General features: G+C 73.2%; 14 protein-coding genes. 8 read left to right on the plus strand and 6 right to left on the minus strand.

What is annotated here, in order from left to right; all coding sequences use genetic code 11:
* Window positions 1–104 precede the first annotated feature (104 nt).
* From ABT053_RS32270 to ABT053_RS32280, 3 genes are all read left to right on the plus strand, one after another.
* Entirely contained in the window at window positions 105–3,257 is a 3,153-nt protein-coding gene (locus tag ABT053_RS32270) for an AfsR/SARP family transcriptional regulator (protein WP_350974176.1), read from the plus strand.
* Window positions 3,258–3,355: 98 nt separating this feature from the next.
* Window positions 3,356–4,024 (plus strand): M15 family metallopeptidase, encoded by a 669-nt coding sequence (locus ABT053_RS32275; RefSeq protein ID WP_350974178.1) that lies wholly within the window; start codon window positions 3,356–3,358, stop codon window positions 4,022–4,024.
* A 142-nt stretch (window positions 4,025–4,166) separates the two neighbouring features.
* Window positions 4,167–5,390: an MFS transporter gene (locus tag ABT053_RS32280; RefSeq protein WP_350974181.1), complete on the plus strand. Its 1,224-nt coding sequence runs from the start codon at window positions 4,167–4,169 to the stop codon at window positions 5,388–5,390.
* A 54-nt stretch (window positions 5,391–5,444) separates the two neighbouring features.
* Here ABT053_RS32280 and ABT053_RS32285 read toward each other — a convergent pair whose 3' ends face one another.
* From ABT053_RS32285 to ABT053_RS32300, 4 genes are all read right to left on the minus strand, one after another.
* Window positions 5,445–6,203: a TetR/AcrR family transcriptional regulator gene (locus tag ABT053_RS32285; RefSeq protein WP_350974183.1), complete on the minus strand. Its 759-nt coding sequence runs from the start codon at window positions 6,201–6,203 to the stop codon at window positions 5,445–5,447.
* Window positions 6,204–6,316: 113 nt separating this feature from the next.
* Entirely contained in the window at window positions 6,317–7,543 is a 1,227-nt protein-coding gene (locus tag ABT053_RS32290; protein WP_350974185.1) for a cytochrome P450, read from the minus strand.
* 105 nt (window positions 7,544–7,648) lie between these two features.
* Window positions 7,649–8,239 (minus strand): short chain dehydrogenase, encoded by a 591-nt coding sequence (locus ABT053_RS32295; RefSeq protein WP_350974188.1) that lies wholly within the window; start codon window positions 8,237–8,239, stop codon window positions 7,649–7,651.
* 51 nt (window positions 8,240–8,290) lie between these two features.
* Window positions 8,291–8,647, minus strand: coding sequence for an MmcQ/YjbR family DNA-binding protein (locus ABT053_RS32300; protein ID WP_350974190.1), 357 nt, complete (start codon window positions 8,645–8,647; stop codon window positions 8,291–8,293).
* 37 nt (window positions 8,648–8,684) lie between these two features.
* Between ABT053_RS32300 and ABT053_RS32305 the strand changes: the two genes are divergently transcribed.
* Window positions 8,685–9,188, plus strand: a complete 504-nt coding sequence (locus ABT053_RS32305; RefSeq protein ID WP_350974191.1) for a DinB family protein — start codon at window positions 8,685–8,687, stop codon at window positions 9,186–9,188.
* Between the two features lie 154 nt (window positions 9,189–9,342).
* Here ABT053_RS32305 and ABT053_RS32310 read toward each other — a convergent pair whose 3' ends face one another.
* Window positions 9,343–10,164, minus strand: a complete 822-nt coding sequence (locus tag ABT053_RS32310) for an SAM-dependent methyltransferase (RefSeq protein WP_350974194.1) — start codon at window positions 10,162–10,164, stop codon at window positions 9,343–9,345.
* A 360-nt stretch (window positions 10,165–10,524) separates the two neighbouring features.
* On the opposite strand from ABT053_RS32310, the gene ABT053_RS32315 reads away from it, so the two are divergent.
* The 4 genes from ABT053_RS32315 (at window position 10,525) to ABT053_RS32330 (ending at window position 19,288) form a co-directional block, all read left to right on the plus strand.
* Window positions 10,525–11,142: an SRPBCC family protein gene (locus ABT053_RS32315; RefSeq protein WP_350974195.1), complete on the plus strand. Its 618-nt coding sequence runs from the start codon at window positions 10,525–10,527 to the stop codon at window positions 11,140–11,142.
* A 500-nt stretch (window positions 11,143–11,642) separates the two neighbouring features.
* Window positions 11,643–17,132, plus strand: a complete 5,490-nt coding sequence (locus tag ABT053_RS32320) for an ATP-binding protein (protein WP_350974197.1) — start codon at window positions 11,643–11,645, stop codon at window positions 17,130–17,132.
* Window positions 17,133–17,481: 349 nt separating this feature from the next.
* Window positions 17,482–18,147 carry a maleylpyruvate isomerase family mycothiol-dependent enzyme gene (locus tag ABT053_RS32325; RefSeq protein WP_350974333.1) on the plus strand — a complete coding sequence of 222 codons (666 nt, stop codon included), beginning with the start codon at window positions 17,482–17,484 and terminating at the stop codon, window positions 18,145–18,147.
* 118 nt (window positions 18,148–18,265) lie between these two features.
* Window positions 18,266–19,288, plus strand: a complete 1,023-nt coding sequence (locus ABT053_RS32330) for a PLP-dependent cysteine synthase family protein (protein ID WP_350974198.1) — start codon at window positions 18,266–18,268, stop codon at window positions 19,286–19,288.
* A gap of 297 nt (window positions 19,289–19,585) precedes the next feature.
* Here ABT053_RS32330 and ABT053_RS32335 read toward each other — a convergent pair whose 3' ends face one another.
* Complete coding sequence (locus ABT053_RS32335) at window positions 19,586–20,350, minus strand: VOC family protein (RefSeq protein ID WP_350974200.1); 765 nt, start codon at window positions 20,348–20,350, stop codon at window positions 19,586–19,588.
* Between the last annotated feature and the right edge of the window lie 282 nt (window positions 20,351–20,632).

Raw genomic sequence — 20,632 nt, forward strand, 5'->3', positions numbered from 1 at the left:
CCCCCGGAACCTCCCGGTGTGGTCGCTCGTGTTCCCCGGAGGCTGGCGGGCCGCGACGGCGCCCTTTAGTGTCTGGACGAGATCACGCGAACCTGGGGGAACGCATGGAGTTACGGCTCCTCGGTCCGGTCGAGGTGTGGAGCGACGGGCGCCAGGTGCCCGTCGGCGGCGCGAAGCCGCGGGCGCTGCTGGCCGCCCTGCTGCTGGAGGCGGGCAGGGTCGTCACCGTGGACAGGCTGATCAAGGTGATCTGGGAGGACGATCCGCCGCCGTCCGCCCGGGGCGTGCTGCAGACCTACGTCGCCTCGCTACGCAGGGCCTTCGCCGGAGCGGGACTGCCCGAGATCATCGTCTCTCACCGGCTCGGTTACCTCGCCCGGATCGCCCCGGACACCCCGGACGCCCTGGACACGGACGTCGTCGAACGGCTCGTCGCCGAGGGGCGGCGGTCGGCGCGCGACGGGAGGCACGAGGAGGCGGGGGAGGCCTTCCACGCGGCTCTCGGCCTCTGGCGGGGCGAGGCCCTGGACGGGGTCGGCAGCGCGTACCTGCGCGCGGAGGCCGTGAGGCTGGCGGACCTGCGGCTGACGATCACCGAGGAGTGGGTCGCCGCCAACCTGGCGGCGGGGCGGGACAAACAGCTCGTCGACGAGCTCACCCGGCTGGTCGCGCTGCACCCGACGCGCGAGCGGCTGCGCCGCGACCTCATGACGGCGCTCTACCGGCTGGGCAGGCAGGCCGACGCGCTCGCGGTCTACCAGCAGGGCAGGCAGGTCCTGATCGAGGAGCTGGGGATCGAGCCGGGGCCGGAGCTGCGCCAGGCGCAGGCGTCCATCCTGCGGTCCGACCCCGCGCTGACGTACCCCGTGCCGGTGAGCCCCGCTCCGGCGAACCCCGCTCCGGTGAACCCTGGTTCGGCGAGTCCCGCTCCGGCGAGTTCCGCGCTGACGGACCCTGCTCTGACGACCCCTGCTCTGACGTACCCCGCTCCGGCGAACCCCGTGAGAGCCGCCGTGCGCATGCCCCGCCAGCTGCCCTCCCCCCTCCCGGACTTCACCGGGCGCGAGGAGGAGCTGGCGGTGCTGCTCGACCGCCTCACCCGCCCCGCCACCACGCCGATCTGCGTCATCTCCGGTCAGGGCGGGGCCGGCAAGTCCGCCCTGGCGCTGCGTACCGCGCACGAGATCGCGCACCTGTACCCCGACGGGCAGCTACACGTCCAACTGCGCGGCACCACGCACGCGCCCGCCGGGGCGGAGGACGTCCTGGGCAGGCTGCTGCGCGAGCTGGAGCCCACCGGCATGCCGCTCCCCCTCACGCTGGAGGAACGTGCCAATCGCTACCGCACCCTGCTGGCCGACCGGCGCAAGCTGGTCGTGCTGGACGACGCCGCCTCGGAGGCGCAGGTCCGCCCGCTGCTGCCGGGCGGCCGGGACTGCGGGGTGATCGTCACCTCCAGGAACCGGCTCGCCGGGCTGGACGGCGCCGCGTTCGTCGATCTGGGCATGCTCCCTCCCGAGACGGCCGTCGACCTGCTCGTCCGGATCGCCGGAGCGGACCGGATCGCCGCCGACCCCGACGCGGCGCGGCACATCGTCCGCCAGTGCGGTGGCCTGCCGCTCGCGCTGCGGGTCGCGGGCGCGCGGCTGGCCTCGCGGCGCCGCTGGTCGGTGCGGCGGCTGGCCGACCGGCTCACCGACGAGCAGCACAGGCTCGACGAGCTCGCCGCCGGAGACCTGGAGGTACGCGCGAGCATCGCCCTCAGCTACGACATGCTGTCCGCCGCGGAGAAGCGGACGCTGCGCAGGCTCGGCCTGCTGGGCCTGCCGAGCTTCCCCGTCTGGGTCGCCGCGATCGCGACGGACACCGGCCCGCGCGAGGCCGAACGGCTCCTGGAGCAGCTCGTGGACGCCTCGCTCGTGGAGGAGGCGGGCCCGGACGTGGCCGGTCAGGCCCGTTACCGGCTGCACGACCTGATCCGGCTGTTCGCCGGGGAACGCGCCCGCGCCGAGGAGGCGGCACCGGAGCTGACGGCCCTGGTCGAACGGGTCGTGGGCGGCTGGCTGTGGCTGGTCGAGCGGCTGGGCGAGACCGTCTCGACCGGGGCGATCCCCCGGCGCGCCACCTCGGGGCGGGCCCATCCGGTGGACGACGAGGTGGCCCTCCTGGCGCTCGCCGACCCGCACGCCTGGTTCCGCAGCGAGGAGGAGTCGCTGATCGTCGCCGTCGAGCTGGCGGCGGCGACGGACCTCGACCGCCTCGCCGTCGAGCTCGCCTCCGCGCTGTCGTCGGTGGCGTTCGAGGGCAGCCAGTACGTCTTCGACGACCCGTTCACGGCCTGGCACCGGACGCACGAGGCGGCGCTGGCGGCCGCGCGGCGCACGGACTACGTGCTCGGCGAGGCGACCCTGCTGGCCGGTCTCGGCCACCTCTACTACGAGCGGGACTTCTACGCCGAGTCGCGCCAGTACCTCAGCCAGGCGCTCTCCCTGTTCCGCGCCGCCGGGGACACCCGGGGAGAGGCCGCCACCCTCGCCGCGCTCGGCGCCGCCTGCCGGGAGCAGGGCTACCTGGCCGAGGCGCTGCACTTCCTCGGCCGGGCCGAACGGCTCTGGGACGAACCGGCGGAGCCCGAGGCCGTCGCGCACGTCAAACGGCTGGCGGCCACGGTACGCCTCGAACAGGGGGACTACCCGGCGGCGTGGGCCGACCTCACCGCGGCGATGGCCCTGTACCAGCGGGCCGCCAGCCGCCGGGGCACCGGGCTGACCCTGCGCAGCATGTCGCTGTACCACCGCGCCAGGGGCGAGCACGGCAGGGCCGAGGAGCTGTGCGAGCGGGCGATGGAGATCTTCCAGGAGCTCGGCGACCGGTTGATGACGGCCTACTGCGCGCGTTCGCTGGCCAAGGCCCGGTTCCGGCTCGGCAGGCACGACGAGGCGCGACGGCCGCTGGAGGAGGCCCTGGCCGTCACGCGCACGCTGCGCGACCGCTGGGGCGAGGCGTGCACCCTGCGCACCCTGGGCGAGCTCGACCTGGCCGAAGGCCGCCTCCACCGGGCCAGGGACCGGCTGGAGGAGTCGTCGCGGCTGTGGGAGGCGCTGCGGATCGGCCTGTTCCGCGCGCGTACCCTGCGGGACCTGGCGCTGGTGCACGAGGCGCTCGGCGACGGCGACACCGCCCGCGCGGTCCTGGCCGAGGCGCTGGAGGTGTTCCGGCTGCACGGCTCCCGCGAGCACGGCGAGCTGTCGCGGTGAGGGCGCGGCGGGAGGATTACAGCGTTTTTGGATTCGGCCGGTGAATCATGGCGTCGCCGTCGCAGGCGCGACATCCATGGTTCACAACGGAGGCTTCCATGCCGGAGATCGTGCTCCTCTCCGACCCGCGTATCGCGGTGATCCCCGTCAAGGAATGCGGGGAACCCCTGGTGGACCTGCGTACCCTGAAGGTCATCCGCGTCGATCCGCGGCTGGCCGACCGCGAGGGCGCGTACGCGCACGTACGGCTGAGCGTGGCCGACCGCCTGGTCGCCGCGCAGACCCGGTTGCCCCGTGAGCTGCGCTTCCTGGTCGTCGAGGGCTACCGCCCGCCCGGCCTGCAGCACCGCTACTTCGCCGGGTCCGTCGCCCGCCTCCGCGCCACCCACCCCGGCTGGGACGAGCGCCGCGCCGCCGTCGAGGCCAGCAAGTACGTCTCCCCGCCCGATGTGGCCCCCCACACCACCGGCGGCGCCGTCGACCTCACCCTGTGCACCCTCGGCGGCGCCGAGCTGCCGATGGGCACACCGGTCAACGCCACCCCGCCGGAGTACGGCGAGGACTGCCACACCGCCTCGACCGCCATCTCCCCGCAGGCCATGGAGAACCGCCGCGTCCTGAGCACCGCCATGGCCTTCGGCGGCTTCGTCAACTACGCCACCGAGTGGTGGCACTGGTCCTACGGGGAGCGCTACTGGGCCTTCGGCACCGAGGCGCGCTACGCCCGGTACGGCCCCACGGACGGTCTCCCCAGGTCCCGTGGATGACAACGGGCCGACCTGGGTGACAACGGGCCGACCTGGGTGACCACGCGGTGCCTCGTGGCGCGAATGTACCCAATGATGTCATCGCGGACGCCTGTGGCGGGCTCCGCGGGTGTCCAGGATGGGTGCTCATGGAGCTCGGGAAATGACCGCACTGCTCGGTCGCGAACCGTCCCTCGCCGCGCCCGCCAGGCTGTGGACCAGGGACTTCACCCTGTATTTCGGCGCCAGGGTGGTGTCGCTGCTCGGTGACGCGATGATGCCCGTCGCCGCGGCGCTGGCCGTCGGCGCGATCTACGGGGTGTCCGGTGTCGGTTACGTGCTGGCCGTCTGGACCGCCCCGTTCGTGCTCTTCGTACTGTTCGGCGGGGTGTTCGCCGACCGGGTGGGCGCCCGGACCATGATGGTCGGCGCGGACGTCGTACGGATCTTCACCCAGACCGCTGTGTCCGTCGCCTTCTTCACCGGGACCCCGCCGTTCTGGCTGCTGCTGTCCGCCTCGTTCCTGTCCGGGGCGGCCGCCGCGATGTTCCAGCCCGGCGTCAACGGCATGGTCCCGCTCGTCGCCACGGACCCGCAGCGCGCCAACGGCACCCTGAAGATCGCCGACGCGGCCACCCAGCTCGGCGGCCCCGTCCTCGCGGGCCTGCTGATGGCGCTGACCGGCGCGGGCGCCGTCTACGCCGTCGACGCGGCGACCTTCCTGCTCAGCGGCCTGTGTCTCGCCTTCATCCGGCTCACCCCGGCCGCCGGGGTCAGGGAGCGCTCGACGGTCGTGCTCGACCTGCGCCGAGGCTGGACGGAGTTCCGCTCCCGCAGCTGGATGTGGTCGGTGATCCTCATCTGGGTCTTCTTCGGCGTCCTGGTCTTCGGCCCCTACATCCCGCTGGGCTCGCACCTGATCGGCGACCGCCTCGGCGACGCCGCGTACGGCTGGGTGATGGCCGGTCTCGGCGCGGGCACCGTCCTCGGCGGGCTGATCGCGATCAGGTTCCGGCCCGCGCGGCCGCTCGCCGCCGGTGGCGTGGCCATCTTCGGGTTCGCGTTCATCCCGCTGTCCGTGGCGCTGGAACTGCCGCTGCCGCTGCTGGTGGCGGGCCACCTGCTGGGCGGGACGGCCTGGGCGTTCTGGTCGGTGATGTGGTCGACGAGCGTCCAGACGCAGGTCACCCCCGACGTCCTGAACCGGGTCACCGCCTACGAGGTGGCCGGGTCGGTGGCCGGGGTCGCCGTCGGGCAGGCGCTGGTGGGCCCGGTCTCGGAGATCGTCGACCCCCGGGACCTGCTGCTCGTCTCCACCGGCGTCAGCTTCGCGGTCTGCGCGGCCCTGCTGCTCACGCCCCCGATCCGGCGGCTGCGCCGGGTCTGACCCCCGGGCCCGTCCCGTCGCGGGGATCGGGCCCGGACACGCGCGCCGGGGCCGTCACCCCGGCCGGTGCCGACGGTGACGTTCATGAGCGACCTCCTCCGTGCCCCGGTGGAGGTCAGCGGGGGTGGGCGGGGTGACGGGGGCGAGCCAGAGGCCGGTCAGCGCGTCGACGAGCCCGGCGGCGACGGCCTCCCAGGTCGCGCGGGCCGTCGGCTCGCCCTCGTGCAGGGCGCGCTCGCGCTCGGCCAGGGCGTGCGCGATGAGCAGGCGGGTCATGTCGCCGCGCTCGACGTGCACCTTCTCCGGAAGGCCGGGCAGCAGCCGCAGCATGCCGTCCAGGGTGCGCCGCATCGACGGGGTCGCCACGGACTCCTCGGTGACGATCTGGCGCAGGGCGGGCACGGTGGTGACCTGGGCCAGGCAGCGGGCCCGCCAGCTCGGCACGCCCAGCGCGTCGAGGTGGTCGGTGGCGGGGCGTACCAGGCAGGAGATCAGCGCGCGCAGGCCGGCGGGGCCGTTCCGGACGTCGCCGATCTCCTCCAGCATGCGCAGCCGCCGCTCCTCGGTCTCGGCGGTGTAGCGGCGGACGATCGCTCGCACCAGGTCGGCCTTGGTGCCGAAGTGGTAGCCGACGGCGAAGTTGTTCGCCTGCCCGGCGGCCTGGCCGATCTGCCGGTTGGAGACCTCGCCGACCCCGTGCTCGGCGAACAGCCGCTCGGCGACGTCCAGGATCACCTCGCGCGTCTCCCGCGCCCGCTCCGCCCTGCCTGGCACGGTCTTGCCGGGGACGTTCTTCACGGGGACGTTCTTCACGGGGACGGTTTTCACGGGGACGGGCTTCGCGGGCGCGGCCTTTCCGCGCTCCGTCTGGCCGGGCTCTGTCTCTCCGGGTTCCGTCTCCCCGGGTACGGTCTGGCCGGGCACGGTCACCATCGGACCGGGACCCGCTCCAGCCCGCCGACCACGAGACCCTCGCGGCGCCTGAGCTCCGCGGCCGGGACGGCCAGCTCCAGCGTGGGCAGCCGTTCCAGCAGCACGTCCAGCACGGTCTGCAGCTCGGTGCGGGCCAGCGCCTGCCCCAGGCAGGAGTGCGGGCCGGCGCCGAAGGTCACGTGCGGGTTGGGCGAACGGTCCAGCCGCATCTCGCCGGCGCCCTCGAACTGCCGCTCGTCCCGGTTGGCCGAGGCCATGCTGCAGACGACCGTCGTACCCGCGGGCAGCTCCTCGCCCGCCACCGTGACCCCCTCGCTGAGGTAACGCGGCATGCCGAAGCCGGGGTTGGCGTCAAAACGCAGCACCTCCTCCACCGCCGGGCGGACCAGCGCGCGGTCGGCCAGCAGCGCCTCCCAGCGGGAACGGTCGGCCAGCAGCATCGATACCATCTTGCCGATCATGTTGGCGGTGGTCTCGTGCCCGGCCACCAGCAGGCCCTTCGCCGTCGTCACCAGCAGCCGCTCGGTCAGCCGCCCGTCCAGCCCCTCCACCATCGAGGCCAGCTCGCTCAGCAGGTCGTCGCCCGGTTTCGCCCGCTTGGTCTCGACGTGGGCGAGCAGGTACGCGTCGAACTCGTCCTGGGCGGCGTCGATCTCCTCCTGGCCGAACCTGGTCATGCTGAGCATGGTGTCCGACCAGTACGCGAACCTGTCCCGGTCGGAGTCGGGCACCCCGAGCAGGTCGCAGATCGCCCACACCGGCAACGGGAAGCCGACCGCGCCCACCAGGTCGGCGGGCTCGCCCCGGGCGACCATCCGCTCGACCAGCCGCTCGGCCATCGCCTGGATCCTGGGCCGCATCGCGACGACCCGCTTGGCGGTGAACGCCCTGCCCACCAGCTGCCGCCACGCCCGGTGCGTGTCGCCCGTCATGCCGCCGCCGCTGTCGCCGCCGTCGCCGCTGCGGCCGAACACGCCGCCGGACTCGTTGGCCGTCACCCGCGCCGCCCCCTCGGCGTCGAGCTGCCGGGTGAAGCGCGGGTCGGACAGGACCTCCTTGACGTCCTGGTAGCGCGTCAGCAGCAGCGCGGTGTCACCGCTGGCCAGCCGGATCGGCGCGACCGGGCAGCCCTCCCGCAGCTCGGCCCACTCCGGCGGCGGCTCCAGCGCGCCGGGAGTGCGGAAGGGGTACTCGGGTGCCTCGGCGCCGGGCTCGCTCAAGATCACTCTCCTTCAGGGATCGCGGTTGGCGTCATTTAAGTCGCCTGACTTATTTAAGTCAAGCGACTCAAATCCGGCTCCCGGCCCCCCGGCGCCCGCTCCGGGTCAGCCGACCTCGTAGACCTGACCGGTCTGGTGACCCTCGATGGAGCGGACGTAGGCGTTCGCGGCCTGGCGCACCGGGACGGGCTCGAAACCGGCGAAGAGGTCGCCGTACGCGCCGAGGGACTCGGTGAAGACGGTCGGGCTCACCGCGTTGACGCGCTGCGGCAGCTCGATCGCGGCGGCGCGGACGAAGGCCTCGATCGCGCCGTTGGCGAGCGAGGCGACGGTGCCGGTGCGCACGGGGTCGCGGGCCAGCACGCCGGTGATCAGGGTGAACGAGCCGGTGACGTACGCGGCGCCCCGGCGGACCAGCTCCACCTGGCTGACCACCTTGCCGACGACACCGTCCAGCACGTCCTGGTGCCCGAGCTCGCCGAACGGCAGCCACGGCACGCTGCCCGCCGCCGAGGCGACGGCCTCCACCTCGCCCACCTTCTCGTACATCGCGCGGATCGACTCGGGGTCGGTGATGTCGACCGAGACGTCCGAGCCGCCCCGGGAGGCGGTGACGATCTCGTGGCCGCGTTCGCGGAGGACGTCACGGACGCTCCGGCCAAGGGTTCCGGTCGCTCCGACCAGCAGGATTCTCATGAACGTAGCTTGACCACCGGGACATCGCGAAGTCCAGGCCGGCCGAGGGACTCACTCCAGGAGGGCGGCCAGGCGCCTGGGGGCGACGGTCCGGTAGGCGTCGGCGACGATCTCGGCGATCTCGGCCCAGTCCTGGGGGACGTCGAGATACACGCCGAGCCAGCCACGGTGGCCGACGTACGGCGGGCGGAAGAAACGCCCGGGAGCCTCGGCGAGCAGGGACTCCTGGACGCCGGGCGGGGCGGCGCACCAGAAGGCGAGCCGGTCGTCGTGGTGGTGGTCGGCGTACGACACGAACGTCCTCCTGTCCCGGACGAACCAGGCCGGCTCGCCGTGACTGAGCCGTTCGGTGGTCTCGGGAAGCGCGAGGCAGAGCCTGCGCAGCGACTCCAGCGGATCATCGGCCATGACCAGACGGTACTTCGCGGTGGGAGAATCGTGAGCCGTGACCGACAACCGCATTCCCCCGCCCTTCGTGGGCGACGAGCGCGCCATGCTGAACAACTGGCTCGACTGGCACCGCGAGACCCTGGCCGTCAAGTGCGCGGGGCTCTCGGTGGAGCAGCTCCGGGAGCGCTCGGCGCCGCCGTCGACCCTCTCGCTCCTCGGCCTGGTCCGCCACATGGCGCACGTGGAGCGTTCCTGGTTCCGCCGCGTGCTGAACGACGAGGACGTCCCCCTCCTCTACAAGACCGACGACCCCGACGCGGAGTTCAACGACGTGGACACCGCCTCCGCCCAGGAGGCCTTCGCCACCTGGCAGGCCGAGATCGAGATCGCCCGCAAGCTCTCGGCGGAGGTCCCGCTGGAAGCCGTCGCGAAGCGGCAGCGTCACGGGCAGGACTGCTCCCACCGCTGGATCCTCGTCCACATGATCGAGGAGTACGCCCGGCACAACGGCCACGCCGACCTGCTGCGCGAGCGGATCGACGGCTCCACCGGCGAGTAGGCGAGCGGGTGGGCGGGCGTTCGGGCGTCTCTCCCGGAGCCGCCCGTCTCTCCCCGGAGTCGTCCGTCGCTTTCGGCCCCGTGCCCGGCTCGCCGCCCCCGCCCGGTCCTTCCCGCGGGCGAGGCGGCCGGCCCGTCGCGGTACGGCGCGACGGTCAGGGCTTGCGCCCGACCCCCACGTACCCCATGCGGGCCATCTCCTCGTCGACCGGGACCGCCGTCCCGGGGTCGGCGAACGGGAACACGTCGTCCTGCTGCCGCCCGTTGACGAGGCCGGGGGGAATGAGCTCGAAGTCGCCGAAGAACCGGGCGATCTCCTCGCCCGTACGGGGGCAGAACGGCGTGTTCGCCTTCCGGTAGAACTCGCTGATCCTGGCCGTGCGCTCGGGCGCGGCGTCGCTGCCGACGTGGGAGACGGCCAGATAGCTCCCCGGCGCCATCGCCTCGCGGTAGGCGGCGACGAACCCCTGGGGGTCGTCCTCGTCGGCGACGAGGTGCAGCAGGAACATCATGAGGACCGCGACGGGCTCGTCGAAGTCGATGAGCGCCCGGACCTCCGGGTCGCCGAGAATGCTCTCCGGCCTGCGCACGTCCCCCTGCACCATCGCCACCCTGTCGCCCCCGGCCAGGATGGCGCGGCCGTGCGTGCAGACCACCGTGTCGTGGTCCACGTAGACCACGCGCGCGTCCGGCGCGAGCCGGAGGGCGACCTCGTGCACGTTCTGCTGAGCGGGCAGCCCCGAGCCGAGGTCGAGGAACTGCCTGACGCCCTTGCCGAGGAGATACTCCACGACCCGGCCGATCAGCTTGCGGTTCTCCCTGGCGCCCTCACGGGTCTCGGGAAGCACGCTCAGCACCAGCTCGGCCAGCTCCCGGTCGGCCTGGAAGTTGTCCTTGCCGTCCAGGAAGTAGTCGTACATCCGGGCGGCGTTCGGGAGGCGTGGGTCCACTCCCGGGGGCGCCTGCTCCGTTGCCATCGGCGTCCTCGCAGTCTGTGCCGTTTCTCGTGCTCGACTTTCTTATGATCTCGGCATTTCTCGTCCGCTGCCAGCTTTTAGGATCTTTTATGGGTTTACGGAATGGTTTCAGGACCAGATCGAGACCGGCGTCCCCGGTCCCATAATGGGGGGCCGGAAGAGCGCCCGGCGGCGCCAGACTTTCCACCCGGAACGGCCCCGATCAGGGACTTCCGGGTACGAGCCCGGCGCGCCCGGTGGCGCCGCACCGCCGGGCCCTCCGCGGGAGGGCCGGCCCGTGACCGGATCGCTACGGTGGCCTCCGGAGCCGGCCGGCGGGGAGCGCGGGCGCCGCATGACGGACGACACGGAGGACACCCGATGGACATCGTTGACGAGATCAACCAGGCGCACCGCGAGCTGCTCGACGGCGAGCGCAAGGTCATGACGCTGCGACGGCGCTACGACGCGGACTCCGAGGACGTGTGGGACGCCTGCACGAACGCCGACCGGCTGAGCCGCTGGTTCCTGCCCGTCACCGGGGACCTGCGGCCGGGGGGCACGTACCAGATTGAGGGCAACGCGGGCGGCGAGATCCTGCGCTGCGAGCCGCCCCGCCTGCTGAGGATCAGCTGGCTGTACGGCGAGGACCCCGGCTTCTCCGAGGTGGAGGTGCGCCTGTCGAGCGAGGACGGCGGCACCCTGTTCGAGCTGCGCCACACCGCCGACGTACCGCCGGAGATGTGGTCCGGCTACGGCCCCGGCGCCGTCGGCGTGGGCTGGGACCTCGCCGTCCTGGGCCTCGGCCTGCACCTGTCGGGCGCGCCCAAGGTCGAGGAGCACACCTTCCACCAGACCGACGAGGGCCGGCGCTTCATCACGGCCAGCAGCCGGGCCTGGGGCCGGGCCTACGAGGCCGCCGGCGGCACGCCCGGCCAGGTCGCCGCCACCGTCGCCGCCACCACCGCGTTCTACGCCCCCGACGAGGAGCCGTCATGACCCGGGGCGTCCCCGCGCTCCCGAAGCCGCGCCGGGCCACGAGGTGACCGGTGGCGACGCCGGGCCGCGAGGTGAGCGACGGCGGCGCCGGACCGCGTGGCGGCCGGGGGCGATCACGCGCCGTGGCGAAACCCCGGGGCGGCGATGTGCTGTCGTCTTTGTCGCCGCCGGGCAAACGGACTACCCTCGCCCGTGACCGGTCCGAACGGACCTTCGAGTCCGTGAGGAGTCCACCAGGAGTCCGTGGGGAGTTCGCGAGGAGTCAGCGGGGAGGCGACGGGGTGTCCACGATCCGCCGTACGGTCAAGATCACGTCAGTCGCGCCTCACGCCCACCACATGTCACGCCACCCCGGCGGGCGCGTTTGTGCGAGCCACACAACTCCGGCCGCGAAACACGCTTAGTCCCCACCATTCCGGTATCCGGAGGCAGTAGAGAGTATGTACCCCGGTTACGGCGGGGACGACCGCCGTGTTCACCGTCTTCGAAAGGCCCGCTCAGTGTTCAGTCGTGTCGCCATCGTCAACCGCGGTGAAGCCGCCATGCGGCTCATCCACGCCGTTCAGGACCTAGCCGCGGAGACGGGCACACGGATCGAGACCGTAGCCCTGTACACCGACTCCGACCGGACGGCCACGTTCGTCCGCGAGGCCGACATCGCCTACGACCTGGGACTCGCCGCGAACCGGCCCTATCTGGACCACGCGGTCCTCAGGAAGGCCCTGGTCGAGACCGGCGCGGACGCGGCCTGGGTGGGCTGGGGCTTCGTGGCGGAGGACCCGGCGTTCGCCGACCTGTGCGCCGAGGTCGGCGTGACGTTCGTCGGCCCGGGCTCCGAGGCGATGCGCAGGCTGGGTGACAAGATCGGCTCGAAGCTGATCGCCGAGGAGGTCGGGGTGCCCGTCGCGCCCTGGAGCCGCGGCCCGGTGGAGACGCTGGAGGAGGCGAAGGCGGCGGCCGACCGGATCGGCTACCCGCTGATGCTGAAGGCGACCGCGGGCGGCGGCGGCCGGGGCATCCGGATGGTCGCCGACGCCGACGAGCTGACCCAGGCGTACGAGCTGACGCGCCAGGAGGCCGCGCGCGCGTTCGGCAGCGGCGTCGTGTTCCTGGAGCGCCTGGTGACGGGTGCCCGGCACGTCGAGGTACAGGTCATCGCCGACGGGCAGGGCACCGCGTGGGCGCTGGGCGTGCGCGACTGCTCCGTGCAGCGGCGCAACCAGAAGATCATCGAGGAGTCCGCCTCCCCGGTCCTCGACGCCGGGCAGGTCGCCGAGCTGAAGGCGGCGGCCGAGCGGCTCGTGCTCGCGGTCGACTACAAGGGCGCGGGCACTGTCGAGTTCCTCTACCACCCCGGCGAGCGGCTGTTCGCGTTCCTGGAGGTCAACACGCGCCTGCAGGTCGAGCACCCGATCACCGAGATCACCACCGGCGTCGACCTGGTGAAGGCCCAGCTGCACGTCGCGGCGGGCGGCAGGCTGGAGGGCGACGCGCCGGCGGAGTGGGGTCACGCCGTCGAGGCGCGCCTCAACGCCGAGGACCCCGACCGCGACTTCGCCCCCTCGCCCGGCCGGATCGCGCGGCTGGCGCTGCCCAGCGGCCCCGGCATCCGGGTGGACACCGGGTTCAGCGAGGGCGACACGATCCCCGCCGACTTCGACTCGATGATCGCCAAGATCATCGCGCACGGCCGCGACCGTACGGAAGCGCTCGCCCGCCTGCGCCGCGCGATGACGCAGACGACCGTCATCATCGAGGGCGGCGTGACGAACAAGGGCTTCGTCCGCACGCTGCTCGACGAGCCCGCGGTGATCGACGGGTCCGCCGACACCGGCTGGATCGACCGCGTGCGCGCCCAGGGCGCCCTCGTCTCGCACCGGCACTCCGCGATCGCGCTGATCGCCGCCGCCATCGAGGCCTACGAGGACGAGGAGGCCGTGACGCGGCAGCGCTTCCTGACCACCGCGCACGGCGGCCGCCCGCAGTCGCAGCACGAGAGCGGGCGCGCGCTGGAGCTCAAGCTTCGCGACGTCGGCTACCGCGTCCAGGTCGCCCGCACCGGCGGCCACCGGTTCCGCGTCGGCGTCTCGGCGGGCGGCCCCCAGCACGCGGCCGACGTCGACATCGAGCGCTTCGACGAGCACAGTGGCCAGATCACCGTGAACGGCGTCCGCTTCAAGATCGTCACGAGCACCCACGGCCCGATCCACCTGGTCGAGGTCGACGGCGTCACACACCGGATCAGCCGCGACGAGGGCGGCATCGTCCGCTCGCCGGTGCCCGCGCTCGTGGTGGCCACGCCGCTGCAGGCGGGCGACGAGGTCGAGGCCGGAGCCCCGCTGCTCGTGGTCGAGAGCATGAAGATGGAGACCGTGCTGCGCGCGCCGTTCCGCGGCCGCGTGCGGGAGCTCGCGGTGTCGGTCGGCAGCCAGGTGGAGGCGGGCGCCCGCCTGCTGCGCCTGGAGCCGCTGGGCGACGGCGACGAGGCGGCCGGTCCCGTGGCCGAGGCGCGCGAGGTCGAGCTGGACCTCCCGGCCGAGCCGGTGGGCGTGCCCGCGGCCGAGCGGGCCGCGCGCGGCCTGCAGGACCTGCGCAGCCTCCTGCTGGGCTTCGACGTCGACTCGCGCGACGAGAAGCGCCTGCTCGACGGCTACCTGGCCGCGCGCGCCGAGCTCGCCGAGAAGGGCGAGCACGAGCCGGCCGGCGAGGTCGAGCTGCTGCGCCTGTTCGCCGACCTGAGCGAGCTGAGCCGCAACCGGCCCGCCGGGGAGGAGACGAAGTCCAGCTCCTCGGTGCACAGCCCCCGCGAACACTTCCACACCTACCTGCAGTACCTGGACCCCGACCGGGCCGGGCTGTCGGAGAGCTTCCGGCAGCGGCTCACGCACGTGCTGTCCCGTTACGGCGTCGAGGGCCTGGAGCGCACGCCGGAGCTGGAGGACGCGGTCTTCCGGATCTTCCTCGCCCAGCGGCGCGCGTCCACCGACGTCGCCGTGGTGACGACCCTGCTGAGCCTGTGGCTGAAGGAGGCCCCGCCCACCCAGGCGGACCGGGTCACCGTCGGCCTGGCGCTGGAGCACCTGGTCGCCGCCACCCAGGTCCGGTTCCCGGCCGTCGCGGACCTGGCGCGCGGCGTGGTGTTCACCTGGTTCGCCCAGCCGCTGCTGCGCCGCACCCGCGCCAAGGTCTACACGAACGTACGCAAGCACCTGCGCCACCTCGACCGGCACCCGGACGCGCCCGACCGCGCCGAGCGGATCTCCGCCATGGTCGCCAGCGCCGAGCCGCTCGTCCGGCTGGTCGGCCAGCGGATCGGCCGCGAGGGCGCGGACCCCGTGCCGCTGCTGGAGGTGCTGAGCCGCCGCTACTACGGCAACCGCGCGCTCGGCGACATCCGGGTGAGCAAGGTGGCGGGCTGCACGTTCGTCGTCGCCGACCACCGCACCGCGACCGGCAACGGCCGCGTCGTGGCCACCGCGGTCGACTTCCTGGCGCTGGCCGAGGCGGTCAAGGCGGTCGGCGAGTTCGCCGGTGACGGCGAGCTGGTGGCGGACATCTACCTGACCTGGTCGGACGGTCCCAGCGACCCCGACGAGATGGCCGCGCGCCTGCGCGAGGTCATGGTCGCGCAGCAGCCGTCGAACCGGGTCGGCCGCATCGTGACGACCGTCGCGGGCAACAGCGGCGCCGTGATGCACCACCACTTCACCTTCCGGCCGTCCGCCGGCGGCTTCGCGGAGGAACGGCTGCTGCGCGGCCTGCACCCGCGCATCGCCGAGCGCATGCAGCTGGAACGGCTGCGCGACTTCGACCTCACCCGGCTGCCCGCGCCCGACGAGGAGGTCTACCTCTTCCGGGCCAACGCGCGGCAGAACCCGTCCGACGAGCGCCTCGTCGCCCTGGGGCAGGTCCGCGACCTGACCCCGCTGCGCGACGACGAGGGCAGGCTCGTCGCGCTGCCCGCGGCCGAGGACGTCCTGGCCACGTGCCTCGACGCGATCCGCCGGGCGAGGAAGCCCGGCGCGAAGACGTCCGCCACGAACCGGATCGTCATCTACGTGTGGCCGCCGAACGACCTCTCGCCGGAGGACCTGAACACCGTGGCCAAGCGCGTGCTGCCGACGACGGCGGGCGCGGGCCTGGAGGAGGTGCTCTTCCTCGGCAGGCGCCGCGACGGCGCCACCGGCGAGCTCGTCGACATCGCCGTCCGGATCGGCTACGACGTGGGCTCGGGGGTGCAGCTGTCCGTCGTGCCGCCGCCGACCGACCCCATCGAGCCGCTGGACGACTACCGCCAGGAGGTGCTGCGCGCGCACAGCCGCGGCACGCACCACCCGTACGAGCTGACCGCGATGCTCGCCGGGCCGTTCGGCTCGTTCACCGAGTACGACCTGGACGAGCGGTCGGTGCTGGTGCCGGTGAACCGGCCCAAGGGGCGCAACACCGCCGCGCTCGTCGCGGGCGTCGTCAGCACGCCCACGTCGCGCCACCCGGAGGGCATGACCCGCGTCGTGCTGCTGGGCGACCCGACGAAGGCGCTCGGCGCGCTGTCCGAGCCCGAGTGCGCGCGGGTGATCGCCGCGCTCGACCTGGCCGAGCGGATGCGGGTGCCGCTGGAGTGGTTCGCGCTCTCGGCGGGCGCCCGGATCTCGATGTCGTCCGGCACCGAGAACATGGACTGGGTGGCGGCCGCGCTGAAGCGGATCGTGAACTTCACCCAGGACGGCGGCGAGATCAACATCGTGGTCGCGGGCATCAACGTCGGCGCCCAGCCGTACTGGAACGCCGAGGCCACGATGCTCATGCACACCAAGGGCATCCTGGTGATGACCCCCGACTCCGCGATGGTGCTGACGGGCAAGCAGTCGCTCGACTTCTCCGGGGGAGTGTCGGCCGAGGACAACCACGGCATCGGCGGGTACGACCGGATCATGGGCCCGAACGGCCAGGCACAGTACTGGGCGCCGGACATCCGCGGCGCGCGGGAGGTCCTGATGTCGCACTACGACCACAGCTACGTCGCGCCGGGGGAGAGCCGGCCGCGCAAGACGGTCACCGGCGACCCGGTGGACCGCGACGTGTCGACGTTCCCGCACACCGCGCCCGACAGCGACTTCACGACGGTGGGCCAGATCTTCTCCGTCGAGTCCAACCCGGACCGCAAGAAGCCGTTCGACATCCGCACCGTCATGCGCGCGCTGTCCGACCAGGACCACCCGGTGCTGGAGCGGTGGGCGGGCATGGCCGACGCGGACACCGCCGCTGTCCAGGACGTCCACCTCGGCGGCCGGCCGGTGTGCCTGCTGGGCATCGAGTCCCGGTCCGTGCCGCGTCGCGGGTTCCCGCCCACCGACGGCCCGGACACCTACACCGCGGGCACCCTGTTCCCGCGCTCGTCCAAGAAGGCCGCCCGCGCCATCAACGCCGCCAGCGGAAACCGCCCGCTGGTCGTGCTCGCCAACCTGTCGGGGTTCGACGGGTCGCCCGAGTCGATGCGCAAGCTGCAGCTGGAGTACGGGGCGGAGATCGGCCGGGCGGTGGTGAACTTCGAGGGTCCCATCGTGTTCTGCGTGATCTCGCGGTACCACGGCGGCGCGTTCGTGGTGTTCTCCAAGGCGCTCAACCCGAACATGACCGTGCTCGCGGTCGAGGGCTCGTTCGCCTCGGTGCTCGGCGGCGCTCCGGCCGCCGCGGTGGTCTTCGCGCGCGACGTCGACAAGCGGACCGGCAACGACCCCCGCGTGCTCGCCCTCGCCGCCCGGGTCGCGGAGGCCCCGGCCGCCACGCGGGCCGCGCTCGCCACCGAGCTGGCCGAGCTGCGGTCGTCGGTGCGGGCCGAGAAGCTCACCGAGGTGGCCACCGAGTTCGACCGCGTGCACAGCATCCAGCGGGCGGTCGACGTCGGCTCGGTGGACATGATCATCAGCTGCGCCGAGCTGCGGCCGAAGATCATCGAAGCGGTCGAGAAGGGGCTGGCCCGGCAGGTCTGATCCGGCGGGTCTGACCCGGCAGGTCTGATCCGGCGGGTCTGACCCGGCAGGTCTGATCCGGCAGGTCTGGCCTGGCAGGTCTGACCCGCTCCCGAGCCGGACGTCCTCGTTCGTCGTCCGGCCGGGGGCGCCCGCGATCACCGGGTGGCCCGCGATCGCCTGGGGTGCCCGCCGCCACCGGGTGGCCCGTGACCACTGGGGGCGCCCGAGACTTTCGGGGTCACCTGCGGAAAAATGGTTCACGAGCGACGATTTCGCCTCGGGGCGAGAGTCTCGTCTTCCGACCCTCCCCACCGATCGCCGACCGCCGCGAGGAACCCCCATGACCCACGACAGAACACCGCCCGACATGAGCGACCCGGAGCCGAAGGCGAATCCCCGTCGCGCGTCCGACGTCTGGCCGCTGATCCACGCCGAACGAGCGGCTCTGGCGGCGGACCTGGCGAATCTGACCGACGAGCAGTGGGTGACGCCGTCGCTGTGCGCAGGGCTGACCGTGCGTGAGGTGCTGGCACACCTCACCTCGGCGGCGGGTCTCGGCCCGGTGCGGTGGATGGCGGGGGTGATCCGCTGCCGGTTCGACTTCGACAGGCAGGTCGCCATGCGGCTCGCCGAGCAGCTGGGGGCGACCGCGGCCGAGACGCACGACAGGTTCCGCCGCGTCGTCACGAGCACCACCAAACCACCCGTGCCGGCCGTGGCGATGCTCGGCGAGACGGTCGTCCACGGGGAGGACATCCGGCGCCCCCTGGGCATTCGCCGCGAGCACCCGATCACGACCCTCACCCGGTTGGCCGAGTACTACCAGGGCTCCGACCTCGTGGTCCCGGCCAAGGGACGGATCGGCGGGCTGCGGCTCGCCGCCACCGACGGTCCTTTCACCACCGGCTCCGGCGCTCTCGTGTCCGGCACCACCCTGGCGCTCACGATGGCCATGACCGGGCGCGCGGCGTACTGCGACGACCTCGAAGGCGACGGCGTCGCGATCCTGCGCGACCGCATGAAGACGGGATGACCCGGGGCGGGAGCCGGGGGAGCCGTTCCATCCTTGAGGCGGTGGGCGTGGTCGCGCCGGTGGCCGCCACCGGTCTTCGGGTGATCTTCGGTGCCGTACGGCGGATAGGTTTTCCCTCATGACGAGTGCGTGGGCGGCGGAGGCGATCGGACGGCTGGAGGAGGAGAGGGCGAGCGCCGGGCCCACCCCGTTGCGGCCGTTCCCGCTGCCCGGCGGCTGGGGGGTGCGGCTCTGGGTGAAGGACGAGTCGGTCCAGCCGACGGGCGGTCTGAAGCACCGGCTGGCGCGCGCCCTGTTCACGACCGCGATCGCCACCGGCCGGATCACGGAGGGCACTCCCGTGGTGGAGGCCACCGGGGGCGCCATGGCGGTCGCCCAGGCGTACTTCGCCCGGCTGCTCGACCTGCCGTACACCGCGGTGATGCCGCGGGGTTCCCGGGGGCAGGACGTGGAGCGATGGGGTGGGACCTGCCGATACGTCCATCCGCCGCTGGCCGTCTACGACGAGGCCGCGAAGCTGGCCGAGCGGCTGGGCGGCTGCTACCTGGACCACTACGCCTCGGCCGCGACCGTCGCCTGGCACGGCGGGAGCCTGGCGGAGGAGCTCTTCGAGCAGGTGCCCCGGTGCCCGGAGTGGGTCGTGGTCGGCGCGGGCACCGGGGCCACCTCCGCCGCCGTGGGCCGCCACCTGCGCGACCACCGGCTGCCCGGCAGGCTCGCGGTGGTCGACCCGGAGAACTCGGCGTACTTTCCCGGCTGGGCGAGCGGTGCCGACGACTACGGCACCGGCATGCCGTCACGGATCGAGGGGATCGGCCGGCCGCGCATGGAGCCGGGCTTCGTCTCCTCCCTCGTCGACATGGTCGTTCCCGTACCGGATGCCGCCAGCGTGGCCGCCGCCCGCCGGGTGCGCGAGGTGACCGGGCTCGCGGTCGGCGCCGCCACCGGGACGAACCTGTGGGGCGCGCTGGAGCTCGCCGTCCGCATGCGCGACCGGGAGGTCCGCGGCGACGTGGTCACCGTGATCGGCGACGCCGGCGAGCGTCACCTGCGGACCTGCCACGACGACACCTGGGCGCTGGACAAGGGCCTCGACTGGCGACCGCACGCGACACGGCTGGCACACCTGCTCGGCGGGTAGGACCGGCCGGACACCCCGCGCGGGCCGAGACCAGTGAAGCGTCCTGCGCGGGTCGAGACCGGCGGGGCGTTCCGAGCGGGGGGGGGAGATCGGCCGGGCGCCCTGCGCGAGAGTAAGACCTGCTGGCGCCCCGCGCGGTTGGGGCGGGGCGCTTCGGGGTGAGATCGGCTGGGCGCCCCGCGCGAGAGTAGGACCTGCTGGGCGCCCCGCGCGGTTGGGACCGGCGGGGCGTTTCGGGTGGGTTGAGACCGGCCGGGCGGCCTGCGCGAGTAAGACCGGCGGGGCGCCCGGTGCGGGTCAGCCGACGCTGGTGATGACGGCGAAGCGTGCGCCGTGGGGGTCGGAGACCACGGCGAAACGGCCGACGCCCTCGATGTCCGCGGCGGGTGCGACGAGGTCGCCGCCGAGCTCCCGCACCCGGACGACGGACGCGTCACAGTCGGCCACCTCGAAGTACGGCAGCCAGTGCGGCCTGTCGCCCGCCTGGAGCGGCTTGACGCCTCCCAGGGCCGAGTTCTCGCCCTCGGCGGTCGACAGCAGGAGGTAGGGCATGTCGCCGAACGCGATGTCCTGGATGCTCCAGTCGAAGACCGCCTGGTAGAAGGGACGGATGGTCTCCGGGTCGGGGACGTACACCTCGAACCAGGCCACGGAGCCGTTCTCGGTGACGAGGTCCAGGCCCTTGGACGTGCCCGGCTGCCAGACGGCGAACTCGGCCCCGCCGGGGTCGGTGAACCCGGCCATCCGGCCCATGGTGGAGACGTCGTCCGGGGCGATGCGCACGGTCCCGCCCGCCTGCTCGACCGCCTTCGCCGTGGTGTCGGCGTCGGAGGTCTGGAAGTAGGGCGTCCACGCCGGGACGGCCCCCTCCTCGCTGAGCGGCCCGACCGCGGCGACGGTCTTGCCGTCGAGCTGGAAGAAGCCGTAGCCGCCCGCCCGGGGACCGGCCGACTCGAAGCTCCAGCCGAACAGGGGACCGTAGAAGGCGGTGGCGGCCTCGGTGTCGGGCGTGCCCAGGTCGATCCAGTTGGGGGCGCCAGGGACATATCGGGTGGTGAGCATGGCCTCTTCCTTCGATGTGTTCACATGCCGGTGGCCCGTCTCAACGCCTTCGCGCGCGAGGGGCGAGAGCGTCGAACCGGTCGCCCGTCAGCCTGCCAGAGCCCGCCGACATTTCCCGCCCGCCCGGAGCCGGTGCGCGGGCGGGCGGGGAGGTGCGGTGGCCGGGAAGACCCCGGCCACCACCGCCACCACCGCCACCGCGAAGGCCCGCCGGTCGGCGTCGCGCGGGCTTCGTACGGACACCCGGTCGTGCGAGCCTCGTACGGACAACCCAGTCGCGCG

This window comes from Streptosporangium sp. NPDC002524, from assembly GCF_040295985.1.
In the GTDB taxonomy this organism is placed as follows: Bacteria; Actinomycetota; Actinomycetes; order Streptosporangiales; family Streptosporangiaceae; genus Streptosporangium.